Source organism: Mesorhizobium sp. M7A.F.Ca.ET.027.03.2.1, from assembly GCF_003999175.1.
Classification (GTDB): Bacteria; Pseudomonadota; Alphaproteobacteria; order Rhizobiales; family Rhizobiaceae; genus Mesorhizobium.
In genome coordinates this window covers 1-12135 of record NZ_RZOM01000054.1, presented here as the reverse complement: position 1 = coordinate 12135, position 12135 = coordinate 1, and the positions used below count along the sequence as shown (strand labels likewise).

Annotated in this window: 11 protein-coding genes; 5 read left to right on the top strand and 6 right to left on the bottom strand. The window is 63.2% G+C overall.

The window, feature by feature from the left end; translation table 11 throughout:
• From EN750_RS04440 to EN750_RS04430, 3 genes are all read left to right on the top strand, one after another.
• On the top strand, positions 1-887 hold an 887-nt coding region (locus tag EN750_RS04440), incomplete at its 5' end, for a dipeptidase (protein ID WP_127395728.1).
• A gap of 98 nt (positions 888-985) precedes the next feature.
• Positions 986-2296: a flavin monoamine oxidase family protein gene (locus tag EN750_RS04435; RefSeq protein ID WP_127395727.1), complete on the top strand. Its 1311-nt coding sequence runs from the start codon at positions 986-988 to the stop codon at positions 2294-2296.
• Between the two features lie 210 nt (positions 2297-2506).
• Positions 2507-2917: a hypothetical protein gene (locus tag EN750_RS04430; protein WP_127271289.1), complete on the top strand. Its 411-nt coding sequence runs from the start codon at positions 2507-2509 to the stop codon at positions 2915-2917.
• Positions 2918-3029: 112 nt separating this feature from the next.
• On the opposite strand, the gene EN750_RS04425 is transcribed toward EN750_RS04430, so the two are convergent.
• The gene (locus EN750_RS04425) at positions 3030-5117 is read right to left on the bottom strand and encodes an ATP-binding protein (protein ID WP_164873775.1); all 2088 of its coding nucleotides are present in this window, start codon (positions 5115-5117) and stop codon (positions 3030-3032) included.
• 84 nt (positions 5118-5201) lie between these two features.
• Positions 5202-5975 carry a response regulator transcription factor gene (locus EN750_RS04420; protein WP_174800345.1) on the bottom strand — a complete coding sequence of 258 codons (774 nt, stop codon included), beginning with the start codon at positions 5973-5975 and terminating at the stop codon, positions 5202-5204.
• Positions 5976-6021: 46 nt separating this feature from the next.
• On the opposite strand from EN750_RS04420, the gene EN750_RS04415 reads away from it, so the two are divergent.
• The gene (locus EN750_RS04415; protein ID WP_127395729.1) at positions 6022-6723 is read left to right on the top strand and encodes a response regulator transcription factor; all 702 of its coding nucleotides are present in this window, start codon (positions 6022-6024) and stop codon (positions 6721-6723) included.
• 72 nt (positions 6724-6795) lie between these two features.
• On the opposite strand, the gene EN750_RS04410 is transcribed toward EN750_RS04415, so the two are convergent.
• Positions 6796-6963: a hypothetical protein gene (locus tag EN750_RS04410; protein ID WP_081738724.1), complete on the bottom strand. Its 168-nt coding sequence runs from the start codon at positions 6961-6963 to the stop codon at positions 6796-6798.
• A 52-nt stretch (positions 6964-7015) separates the two neighbouring features.
• On the bottom strand, positions 7016-7348 hold the full coding sequence (locus EN750_RS04405; protein WP_023811017.1) for a hypothetical protein: 333 nt from the start codon (positions 7346-7348) through the stop codon (positions 7016-7018).
• A gap of 353 nt (positions 7349-7701) precedes the next feature.
• Here EN750_RS04405 and EN750_RS04400 point away from each other — a divergent pair, with 353 nt between their 5' ends.
• Positions 7702-8163: a L,D-transpeptidase gene (locus tag EN750_RS04400; protein WP_023811018.1), complete on the top strand. Its 462-nt coding sequence runs from the start codon at positions 7702-7704 to the stop codon at positions 8161-8163.
• A 247-nt stretch (positions 8164-8410) separates the two neighbouring features.
• Here EN750_RS04400 and EN750_RS04395 read toward each other — a convergent pair whose 3' ends face one another.
• On the bottom strand, positions 8411-11494 hold the full coding sequence (locus EN750_RS04395; RefSeq protein WP_127395725.1) for an efflux RND transporter permease subunit: 3084 nt from the start codon (positions 11492-11494) through the stop codon (positions 8411-8413).
• Positions 11491-12135: efflux RND transporter periplasmic adaptor subunit (locus EN750_RS04390; protein WP_245482611.1), on the bottom strand; the 645-nt coding region annotated here is incomplete at its 5' end. The genes EN750_RS04395 and EN750_RS04390, both read right to left, overlap by 4 nt.

Below are 12135 nucleotides of genomic sequence, written 5' to 3'. Positions count from 1 at the left end.
TCTTTCCGCCGCCTGTCGAGAAATCCAGGCGCGGCGCCGTGCCCCTGGCGCCGAGTGCCGCCGAGCCGCTGCCGCCCGAGGTTCCGCGCAATGAGGCGCTGACCTCGACCATCGCGATGGCCTCGATCCTGTTCAGGCTGGAACGGGCCGGAGCGCTCACCGTCTGCCGCAGCGCCGGCGATGTGCGCGGTGCCATGGCGCAAGGCTCGATCGCCGCGGTGTTCCACATCGAAGGGGTCGAGGCGATCGATCCCGAGCTCACCATGCTCGACGTGCTGCATGAAGCCGGCCTGCGCTCGCTCGGCATCGTCTGGAGCCGGCCGAACGCCTTCGGCCACGGCGTGCCGTTCCGCTTCCCGTCCTCGCCCGACACCGGCCCCGGCCTCACCGATGCCGGCAAGGCGCTGGTCAAGGCCTGCAACCAACTGAAGATCATGATCGACCTCTCGCATCTCAACGAGAAGGGCTTTCGCGATGTCGCGGCGCTCAGCGATGCGCCGCTGGTCGCGACCCATTCCAACGTGCACGCGATATGCGGCCATTCGCGCAACTTGACCGACTGGCAGCTCGGCGCGATTCGCGAAACCGGCGGCATGGTCGGGCTGAACTTCGCAACCGGCTTCCTGCGCGAGGATGGTCGCATGAATGCCGACACAAGCCTCGACATCATGGTGCGGCATATCGATTCGCTGCTGCAGGCGCTGGGTGAGGACGGCGTTGGTCTTGGCTCCGATTTCGACGGCGCCATGATCCCGGCCGTCATCGGGGATGTCGCCGGCCTGCCGAAGCTGATCGATGCATTGGCGGCACGCGGTTTCGGCCGCGCACTGATCGAAAAAATCGCCTATCGCAACTGGCTCAATATGCTCGAGAAAACGATAGGTTAGAGACAGCCTGCGGCATGGCGTGTGCGGCCCGCCGGCATATGTCGACAAGGACATACTTCGTCGGTGGAAGCCGGATGCGATTGGGTGGATAGCCGGCAATGCTGAAGACCTTCACGGATGAGGGCGGCGAATTCGAGCGAACCGATGTCGTCATCGTCGGTGCGGGTTTCACAGGCCTGTCGGCGGCGCTCGAGATGAAGAAGGCCGACATCGATTTCATTCTGCTCGAAGCACGCGACCGGGTCGGCGGACGCGTCGAGTCCCGACTGAACGGACTTGGCGAACGGATCGATAGTGGCGGCCAGTTCCTGTGCGAGGACATGCCGGAATTGATGGCGCTGATCGAGGCGCGCGGCAAGACGCTGGTTGAAACCTATGTCGATGGCGATTTCATCACCCAGCCGACGATGTCCGTACAACGAGCAGAGCGGATCTATGACGCGGCAATGGCAATCCGCGAGCGCATGAACGGGATCGATCCGGACGACGTCTCGATTGCCGGACTGACCGTTGCCGACTGGCTTGCCCGCCAGCGCGATTCGGCCGACGCCAGGGCCGTCTTCCGTTCGATGATCGAAGGTCTCTGGTGCATGGCGCTGGACCAGATTCCTCTCTGGTATCTGATCGACAATGACCGACGCGTCACCAACGAGGTGCCGGAGCTGCAATATTTCGTGCGCGAAACCAGGCATTCACTGGCCGACGATCTGGCCCGCGACCTTGGCGATCGGTTGCGGCTGAGCGAGCCGGTCACGCGCATCGAGCACAGTTCACAAGGTGTTCTTGTCGTTTCGGCCGGGGGTGCCATCGAGGCGCGCGCGGTCCTGGTTGCCGTCCCGCCGGCGACGGTTACGGAGCTCGCCTTTGCTCCCGCCTTGCCAGCCCGACTGGGGCGGGCGCTCGGCGCCTGGAAAAGCGGCGCGGCTATCAAGATCCTGGTGCGCTATGCCAAACCGTTTTGGCGCGGGCGGGATTTGAACGGCATGGTGATGTGGCTCGATCCGCCGGGGCTGTTTGCCTGCGACGCCGGCAAGGATGCGGAGCATGCCGCGCTCGTCGTGTTCGTCGGCGGGTCGCTCGCGCTGCGCTGGCGCGACCTCGGCGAGCCGGAACTGCGTGCGGAGGTGACCGGCCGGTTGGAGGCAGCCCTTGGCCGGAGTGCCGGTGATGTCATCGATTTCAGTTTGCGTGACTGGGTAGGAGATCGCTGGAGCGGCGGCGCGTACAGCGATCTTGTTGTCGACGTGACAGCAAGAGATGCCGAGCGGACGATCCTTGCCGGCGCACCGCCGGTGTATCTCGCCTGTTCAGAACTCTCGCCGTCGTTTCCGGGGTATGTCGAGGGCGCCATCATTGCCGGGCGTATCGCCGCGCACAAGATCATTGCCGAGCTTCAAGCTTCGGTCTGAGCCTGGTCTTTTCGAAAAACTGTTTGGCAAGATCGGGTCATGTTGCGCCTCAAGCCCGAGCGCCGTCGAAGCTATGCCCGATTTTGCCCGACTTCGCCCGAATGCTGTTTCGAATTGGTTACAGTGCCAGTCCTTCGCCACCCCATCGTCGTTACAAAGTGCGGATAAGTTCATTTCACCGCCAAAAGAAACTCAGCGAAGGGGAAGGCAATGCATGCGAAAATCCAGACGATCCGCGGCGAGAGCCGCCTTCAGGCTCCAGAGCGCAATGACCGCCGTCCGAAACTGGCGCTGCGCCAGCGGGCCAGCGACCACCCCATGGCGATGTTCATGGTGCTGGCTGCTTGCGCCTTCGTCGGCATGGCGTTCACGCCGACAATCGGGCCGGCCTTCGCTTCGTTGAATCCGCCGTCCAATCTCATCGACGGCGCGCAGACGACGACCAGGACCGCGCGTCTGCCGGTACCGGTGACCGACTTCGCCTGCAAGGGCCAGACCTGGGGTGCCGAGAGTATCGACTGCCTGCGCGCAATCGCCGAACAGTCCGGAACACACAAGAGCCGCGCCATCCGCATGATCGCCACTGCCGCACCGTTGGCCGACACGCCGAATATTTTCTGATTTTGTCGAAGCCTGATCCGAAACCGTTCCCGTTTTGGGATCATGCTCTGGACTCCCCGAGCGCTCCCTCCAGCGCGCTCTTCTTCGGCCCCCGCCCCCGGGGGCCTCTTTTTTATCCTTTAAAGGCCGCCTGTTCGGCAATGGCGGACAGAACACTGCGCACATCCAGCGTGCTGAACGGCTTTTCCAGGATCTGCGGCCGCTGCTGTGCCGGCAGGGCCTCGATTTCGGCTTTCGCACCGATCAGGTCGCCTGTAACCAGCACGAAACGCCGCGCCAGGTCAGGCTTTTCGGCGAGCAGCTCGCGATAGATCGATATGCCGCTGACGCCGGGCATGCGCAGGTCCGAAAAGACGATGTCCGGCGGCATGTGGCCGCTCAACGTGGCGGCGGCCGATTCCCAGACAGGAACGATCCGCGACTTGATGCCCATCAGTTCGAGAATGTCGGAAAGCGAGCCGGCGACATCCGGCTCGTCATCGATGATCAAGGCATGGCGCAGGCCGCTTGATCGCGGCTGGTTATCGCCGGCGGTGGCGAGGCCGGCCACGATGGCCGGCAGCTGGACGACGAAACGCGCGCCTCTCGGGAGCACTTCCTCGAACCAGACATTGCCATTGTGCCGCTCGATGATCGATTTCGAGATCGACAGGCCGATGCCGGTGCCGACGCCGACCGGCTTGGTGGTGAAATAGGATTCGAAGATGCGGCCGCGGATCGCTTCCGGCACGCCGGGCCCATTGTCCTCGACCGAGAAGCAGGGGTGACCGCGGTCGCTGCGGAACGTCCGCACCTTGATCAGCCGGTCACCGGCAATGCCAGCCAAGGCGTGCTGGCTGTTGATGAGGAAGTTGGCCGCTACCTGCGTCACATGGTCGGCGTCTGCCATGGCCAGCAGCGGGCCGGCGGCGAAATCGGTGTCGATGACGATGCCGCTTGAGCGCGCGCCATAAGCGGTCACTTCAAGTGCCGACCGGATCACCTGGTTGAGGTCGGTCTCGGCCTGTGCCGCGGGATGGAGGCGGACCATCGACAGGAAGCTCTTGACGATGCGGCCGCAGCGCTCGGCCGCGGCGCGCACCTTCTCGGCGCGCACCTTGGTCTGCGGATCGGAAGCGAATTCGTGCAGCAGCGTCGATTGCGCCACAACCACTGCCAGGGGATTGTTGAGCTCGTGCGATACGCCGGCCAGCAACGAACCCATCGCCGCCATCTTCTCGTTCTGGTGCAGCTTCTCGCGCTGCCGGCCGATTTCTTCCTCCGCACGCAATTTGTCGCGCAGGTCGCGGATGGAGCCGAAGATCAGGCGGCGGTCGGCGACCCGCATCTCGGTCGCCGTCAGCTCGATCGGGAACACTTCGCCGGCAGCATTCTGGGTCACCGTCTCGAGCCTTTGGCCGACCATCGGCGCGCCGCGGCCGGACATGTATTCGGCCCCCGAAGCATAGCCCTTGCGGTAGTAGATCGGCACGATCGTATCGAGCAGATCCTTGCCGAGAATGTCGCTGCGCTGGAAGCCGAACATCTTCTCGGCGGCCGGATTGAATTCGATGATCGAGCCGGTCTCGTCGATGACGACGATGGCATCAAGCGAGGCCTGCAGCATAGTCCGGCGAATGACCTCGCTGGCATGGGCGTCGGAGGGCGAGCGCTCGATAGCGTCGCCGATAGCGAGCGCGATGATGTGCAGCGTCGCCTCTTCCTCGTCGGTCCATGCACGCTCGCTGACGCAGTCATTGACCGCCAACGTGCCCCAGAGATGGCCATGCGCGAAGACCGAGACCGAGAGGAACGACTTGATGTTCTGCTTCTCGAAATCGGTCCTCAGGAAACCTTCGAGGTCGCGCGTATGGCCGGCGAAGATCTTGCCTTGCCTCTCGTCCTCGGCAAGCCGCTCCAGCAGGGGGTCGGAATTGACGATCGATTGCATGATGACGGTTGGCGACGCCAGTTCGCCGCCGAAAAGAGGGTCGATCCAATAGGCGGCGACGGATTGGGCGAAGCCCTGGCCTGGCAGTTCGCGCAAGCGAAACAGGATGCCGCGCTGGCAATCCATGGCCCGGCAGAGCGTTTCCAGTATGCCGTCCATCTCGCGCTGCCAGTCGCCGGCCTCGCGCAGCCGGCGAACGACGCGCACGGCCGCCATCGCCGCGCCCTGCCTGAACCCTTGCATATCGGTGCTTGCTGCTTCAGCGATCATCTTGTGCTGTCATTCCGGAGTCGCGCCAATTCGGAGTCGTGCCAATTCCGGCTGGCGAGCAACCGAATCCTTCTGGCCCGGTGCTCAGTTGCCGTCGCCGGTCGGCAGCGAGAAGATATAGCCCTCGCCGCGTACCGTGCGCAGGAATTTCGGATTGGCGGGATCGGCCTCGATCTTTTTGCGCAGCCGCATGATGCGGATGTCGACGGCGCGCGACGATTCCGGATCTTCGGTGAAACCGATCGCCTCGGAGATAGCGGCGCGGGTCAGCAGCCGGTTGGCGCGGGTGAGGAAAATCTCCAGCACGTCGAACTCACTCTTGGCCATGTCGATCACCGCGCCATTGGCGCCGGTGACCAGCCTGCCGTCAAGGTCGGCCTGAAAGGGGCCGAAGGCAACGGAACGGCGATCCGTCCCGGCTTTCTTGTCCTGGAGTTCCTTCGGCTGGGGAACGCGGCGCAACACGCTGCGGACCCTGGCCAGCACTTCGCGCAATTCGTAGGGCTTGACGATGTAGTCGTCGGCACCGAGTTCCAGCCCGACGATACGGTCGAGCGCGGTGCCGGCCGCGGTGGCATAGATGATGCCGATCGGCAGTTTCGAACGCAGCCAGCGGCCGAGCGAGAGGCCGTCCTCGCCGGGCATGGCGATGTCGAGAATGGCGAGATGAAACGATTGCGTTTCAACGAGGCTGCGCGCCGCGGCAGCACTTTCAGCGGTGGCCACGTCATAGCCGGATGCGCCAAGATATTCGGCGACCGCGTCCCTGAGGTCGGGCTCATCCTCGACTATGACAATTCTTGCCCGCACGATGCTTTCGCTCCCACTTTCAGTGGAAAGTAGATTGGGTATAAACATCATGTCCAGCACTCATATCCGGGTTGCCAGGGAACGGTTGGAAAAGATGGCCGCACGATCCGTTATTGCGCTCGTTTCGGTAGCCGAAGTGGTGGCGACCGAACTCGCCGACCATCTCGAGCGGCGCGGCCACGACGTGCATCAGGCACGTCAGCCCTGGGAGGCCGAATCGCTGCTGTCGGGAAAGGGCATCGACGTCGTCGTCGTCGGCGACAGCCTCAGCCAGGCGGAGGGGCGGGATCTGCTCAGACGTTATGGCGACCAAGCAGGAGGCGGCGAGGGCGGGCCGGATTTCATCTTGATCTGCCGGCCGGCGGATCTCGTCGACAAGGTGCTGGCGCTGGAGCTTGGTGCGGCCGACGTCGTCGAGAGTCCGCTCAATGTCCGTGAACTGGCCGCTCGTGTAGGCGGCCTGCTTTCGCGCCGCGGCAGGGGCACCCAGGAACTGATCGTGCTGGAGAACGCGACCGTCGATCTGAGATCGGCCATGGTCATGCATCGTTCCGGCTCCGAGGAACAGCTTTCGCCCGGCCAGGTGGCGCTGCTCAGGTTGTTCCTGGCCAGTCCGCGCAAGGTGCTCACGCGCGACGACATCATCGCCGCGGCACCGGCCGAAAACGCCGACGCCTTCGATCGCTCGATCGATTCGCGCATCGTGCGGCTGCGCCGCAAGCTCGACACCGACACCATCACCACAATACGTGGCGCCGGCTACCGGTTCGATCCGCCGCGGCAATTCGCCGACTGACCGCCGGGTACTGGCGCAATCCCTTTTGTCAGGCATCGGATTTTCCGTCTCTGGGCCCGATGCTCTTGACGCTCAGCGAACCAGCAGAAGCGATGGCCCCACCGGCATGTCACTGCCCATGGTGAGTTCGCTTGCATGGGCGCGGTCCCTGAGCAGCACGGTAGCAAGACCGGCAAAGCCGAGCAGGCCCTGGGCGTAAAGCAGTGCGGAAAGCACCGAAGCAGCGAATTTCGTTTTCATCGTCGCAGTTCCCCATGCCAGATCTTCAAAAATGAACCTGTTGCGGGTCTCTTCAGGATACCCCCGAAGTGCCCGCGCCGCCCACGGAGCCCCCCGTCGCGGCGCGGGCCTTCGGTCCTCTCGGCAGCAAGTTGCCGGAGGCGCCGCGCAAACCCGTCAGCCTAAGGCCGACCCGCCAGAGGGCCTTTAGCCGGGCGATGCGCAGGCTGGAAACAATCCAGACCGTGGCGAAAAACAGTGCGGCATGCAGCGTCGAAATCTCGCCTGATGTCATCGCGCCGAGGCTTGTCAGCGGGGTGCCGGCAACCGTGCCGACGCCGCCGATGACCGCCGCCGCGATGCTGATCCTGAGAAGCCAGGACAGCGCGTTCGATTTCGTTCCCATGTTCGTTTCCGGCTGTTTTCGTTGCGTCAACTTTGCTCGCACCCCGTATCCGGATCATGCCGCTTGGAGCCGCGCTTTGTTGCAGGTTGGTTTCGATGTCGACGACTGTTCTTTCACATGATGCCAATTCGCACTTTCGTTTGAAGGCGGATACTCATGTTCCTGCCGCTGGTCTTTGCTGGCGGGGCCTGCCGAGCGTGTCCAACCCATCTATAAGAGGGACGTTTGTTAACCAGTGGAAACAGATTCGAAACAGAAGCGAGCATTTTGCGAAATCTTCTCGAAACATGACGTTGGGATAAGCGGCCATCGAATTGGAGCCGGACCAACCGGCAGAGAGAGGGGACTTCATCATGCATACCGCCATTTCCGCCAAGCTTATCAACATCACCGCTGCTGCCTTGACTGGTGCAGCACTGCTGCTCGGCGCCGGCTCGGGTGCGGCGCACGCCGCCAACAAGATCGTGGCGCGCGTTTCGCTATCGCAGCAGATCATGGAAGTCTCCGTCGACGGCCGGCCGACCTTCGCCTGGAAAGTCTCCACCGGCGACCGGGCCCATGTGACGCCGACCGGCTCGTTCAAGCCGACCCGCATGCATGAAATGTGGTATTCGAAGAAATATGACAACGCCCCGATGCCGCACTCGGTCTTCTTCAGCGGCGGCTATGCGGTGCACGCGACCTATGCGATCAAGCGTCTCGGCCAGCCGGCTTCACATGGCTGCGTACGGCTGCACCCCGACAACGCCGCCGATTTCTACCAGCTCGTCGAAACCTTCGGGGCGACCAACACCAGCATCGTCATCGTCAAGTAGCAGGCTGTGACCGGCGCGTCAGCATGCTGCCGCGCCGTGTTCAAGGCTCCCGCCGGAAAACGCTGCGGTATCGAGCACAGCTCGAACCAGGGTATTGAGTACAGCGCAAACCGGCGGTATCGAGCAAAGCTCGAACCGGGGTATCGAGCCCAGCCAAAAAGAAAAGAGGCCGGAAATTCCCGGCCTCTTTTCTTTTGCTTCCATCTATTTGTCCTGCCCATTTCCGAGCGGGAATTCCTCGACCGCCTTAGCTCGGCAGTGCCGGCATCAGCTTGGGATCCGGCTTCTCCGCCAAATGAGGCAGGTCCTTGCTGGCGATGAAGGTGTAGAACATGGGCACAACGAAGAGCGTGAACAGGGTTCCGACCAGGATGCCGGTGAAGATGACCAGGCCCATCGAATAGCGGGCCGCGGCACCAGCGCCGCTGGACGTAATCAGCGGCACCACCCCGAGGGCCATCGCCGCTGTCGTCATCAGGATCGGCCGCAGGCGCACCTTGGCCGAGGCGATGATCGCGTCGCGCCGCCGCATGCCATGCTTTTCACGCTGCTGGTTGGCGAACTCGACCAGCAGGATGCCGTGCTTGGTGATCAGACCGATCAGTGTGATCAGGCCGACCTGCGTGTAGATGTTGAGCGTGCCGAGGCCGAGATTGAGCGGCACGATCGCGCCGAAGATCGACAGCGGCACCGCCATCATGATGATCAGCGGGTCGCGGAAGCTTTCAAACTGCGCCGCCAGCACCAGATAGATGACGACAACGGCGGCCGCGAAAGCGATCAGGATGGTGTTGCCCTGTTCCTTTTCCTGTCGCGATTGACCGGAATAGTCGATGAAGAAGGTGTCGGGCAGGCTCTCCTGGGCGATGTCCTCCAGCGCCTTCAGCCCGTCGCCAGTCGTGACGCCGGGCAACGGAAGCGCCGAAATCGTCGACGAATTCAGTTGGTTGAACTGCTCGATTGCCGCCGGCGCCGCATTGTTCGAAATCTTGACCACCGCCGAGAGCGGCACCATCTCGCCCGTCACGCTGCGCACGAAGTATTCGCCGAGCTTATCGGGGTTGTCGCGAAACTCCTGCGGCACCTGCGGGATGATGTCGTAGCTGTTGGAGTCACGGTCGAACTGCGCCACTTCGGCGCCGCCGACCAGCAAGGTCAGCGTGCGGCCGATATCTGCGATCGGCAGGTTCAACGCCGCGGCGCGATCACGGTCGATGGTCACCGTCACCTCTGGTGCGTCATAGGCCATCGAATTCTGCACGACGATGAAGCGGCCGGAGGCTTGCGCCTTGTTCTTGATCTGCTCGGCCACCTCGTACACTTCCGAGGAAGCGCCGGTCGATCGCACCACCATGGAAATGGGCAGGCCGCCACCAGAGCCGGGCAGCGTCGGCGGCGCGAAGACGAAGGCCTCGACGCCAGCCACTTTGGCGATACGGGCCGTGATGTCGGCCTGCAGTTCCTTCGAATTGCGCTTGCGTTCCGCCCAATCCTTGAAGGCATAGCCGACGAAGGCGCTGTTTGTCGTGCCGCCGAAGGCGACGGCCGAGAACTGCGCCCGTGTTTCGGGAATATCCTTCACCAGGCCGAGGATCTGGTTGACATATGTCTCGGTGTAATCGGAGGTCGCATAACGCGGCCCTGTCACAATCGAGAGCAGAAAGCCCTGGTCCTCTTCCGGCGCCAGTTCGCTCGAGGTCTTGGTGAACATGAAGCCGGTGACGCCGACAAGCGCAAGCACGATGATCAGCGTCAATGGGCGATAATTGAGCGACCCGGTGACGGCGCGTTCATAGACATGCTCGACGCGCGCGAAGGCGCCGTCGACAATGCGCTGGAAACGGCCCGGCGTGCCGGACTTCAGGAGGCGTGCCGACATCATCGGGGTGATGGTGATGGCGATGACGCCCGACAGCACCACTGAGCCGGCGAGCGTGACTGCGAATTCACGGAACAATGCGCCGGTCAGGCCCCCGGTGAAGGCCAGCGGCGCGAACACGGCGGCCAGTGTCATGGTCATGGCAATGATGGCCGACGATATTTCGCGCATACCGCTGAACGCGGCCTGCATCGGCGACATGTGGTCTTCTTCCATATGGCGATGGATGTTCTCCACCACCACGATGGCGTCGTCGACGACCAGGCCGATCGCCAGCACCATGGCCAGCAGCGACAGCAGGTTGATCGAATAGCCCACCGCAAACAAAAGGAAACAGACGCCGATCAGCGACAACGGGATGGTGATGATCGGCATCATCACCGACCGGAAGGAGCCAAGGAACAGAAGGATGACGACGATGACGATGGCAACCGCCTCGGCGATGGTCTTGAACACCTCTTCGATCGAAGCGCTGATCTGCCCGGTCGCGTCGTAGACGACCTCGATCGTCATGCCTTTCGGCAGCGTCTCCTGAATCTGCGGCACCAGCTTGGTGAGCGCAGCCGCCGTGGTCAGCGGATTGGCCGCCGGCGTCGGGAAGATGGCGAGGAAGGTGCCGGGTTTGCCGTTGAACGAGACCCGGGTGTCGGTGTTCTCGGCCGCGAGTTCGACGCGAGCCACGTCGCGCAACCGCACCACATTGCCGTCAGTCGAGCGCAGCGGCAGCTCGGCGAATGCCTCCGGCGTCTGCAATGTCGAGCGTACGGTGATCGAGGAAACGACATACTCGTTCTGGGTGTTGCCGGGCGCCGACAGGAAGTTGGAATTGTTGATCGCCGTCAGCAGTTCGGAGGCCGTCACGCCGCGCGCGGCAAGCTTGACCGGATCGATCCAGACGCGCATCGAGTATTCCTGGGCGCCGAAGATCTGCACGTCGGCGACGCCTTCGACCGTCGACATGCGCGGCCTGATGACGCGCTCGATATACTCGGTCAGCTGCTCCTTCGTCATGTTCGGGTTCTGCATCGAGATGTACATCATCGCGAACTGCTGGCCGGTGCCCTTGACGATGACAGGGTCCTTCGATGCGTCCGGCAAGGTGCCGCGCACGCCCTGGACCTTGGACAGGACTTCGGTCAGCGCGACGTCGGGGTTCGAGCCGAGCTTCATCTGCACGGTCACGGTGCTGGAGGACGGGCGGCTGGACGAGGTGACGTAGTCGATGTTTTCGGTCGAGGCGACGGCGCGGGCGATCGGGGCGGAAATGAAGCCCTGGATCAGATCGGCGCTGGCGCCTGGATAGGCCGTCGTGATGGTGATCGCGGTTTCGTCGACCTTCGGATACTGCCGGATCGACAGGTTGAAGATGCCCTGGAAACCCAGGAGCAGGATCATGCAGGCAAGGACCGTCGAAAGAACAGGCCGGCGAATGAAGAGATCTGAAAAGCTCATTGCTGTTCGGCCTGCTTGTTCGCCGATTTGGTCGGGTCGATGGTGTTGTCCACAACGACGGACATGCCGTTGAAGAGGCGGTTCTGGCCGGCGGTGACGACCTCGTCGCCGGCCTTCAGCCCCTCGACGATCTCGACCATGCCTTGATTGCGGCGGCCGGGCTTGACGAACACCTGCGACAGCACGAGCGCGGGCTGGTCACCTTCCGCCGCCGGCTTGGCCGGATCGGCAGCCTTGTCGGTTGGTTTTGCCGCATCGGCGGCAGGCTTGGCTGCATCAGCCGCCGGCTTCATGGCATCGGCCGGCTTGGTGTCCGCAGGCTTGGCTTCCGCCGATTTGTCGGCTGACGGCGCGGCGGGTTTTTCCTCCGGCTTGGCTGGGGCCGCCTCGGCAGGCTTGGCCGGCTGCACCACGAAGATGTAGTCGCCATAGAGGCTTGTCGTCAGCGCCGTCTGCGGCAGGGTCAGCACGTTCTGCTCTTCGGGCAGCTCGACACGCACCTGCACGAACTGGCCGGGGGTCAGCTTGCCATCGGGATTGGCGACTTCCGCCCGGATGTTCACCAGCCGGCTGGACGAGTCGATCTTCGGGTCGATGCCGCGAATGGCGCCTGCGAATGGCCTGTCCTCACCGCCAAGGCC

Excerpts from the sequence above, each read along its gene's own strand:
- EN750_RS04435 (WP_127395727.1), top strand. The coding sequence starts at position 986 with ATGCTGAAGACCTTCACGGATGAGGGCGGCGAATTCGAGCGAACCGAT.
- EN750_RS04425 (WP_164873775.1), bottom strand. The coding sequence starts at position 5,117 with ATGATCGCTGAAGCAGCAAGCACCGATATGCAAGGGTTCAGGCAGGGC.
- EN750_RS04410 (WP_081738724.1), bottom strand. The coding sequence starts at position 6,963 with ATGAAAACGAAATTCGCTGCTTCGGTGCTTTCCGCACTGCTTTACGCC.
- EN750_RS04430 (WP_127271289.1), top strand. The coding sequence starts at position 2,507 with ATGCATGCGAAAATCCAGACGATCCGCGGCGAGAGCCGCCTTCAGGCT.
- EN750_RS04420 (WP_174800345.1), bottom strand. The coding sequence starts at position 5,975 with ATGTTTATACCCAATCTACTTTCCACTGAAAGTGGGAGCGAAAGCATC.
- EN750_RS04400 (WP_023811018.1), top strand. The coding sequence starts at position 7,702 with ATGCATACCGCCATTTCCGCCAAGCTTATCAACATCACCGCTGCTGCC.
- EN750_RS04395 (WP_127395725.1), bottom strand. The coding sequence starts at position 11,494 with ATGAGCTTTTCAGATCTCTTCATTCGCCGGCCTGTTCTTTCGACGGTC.
- EN750_RS04415 (WP_127395729.1), top strand. The coding sequence starts at position 6,022 with ATGGCCGCACGATCCGTTATTGCGCTCGTTTCGGTAGCCGAAGTGGTG.
- EN750_RS04405 (WP_023811017.1), bottom strand. The coding sequence starts at position 7,348 with ATGGGAACGAAATCGAACGCGCTGTCCTGGCTTCTCAGGATCAGCATC.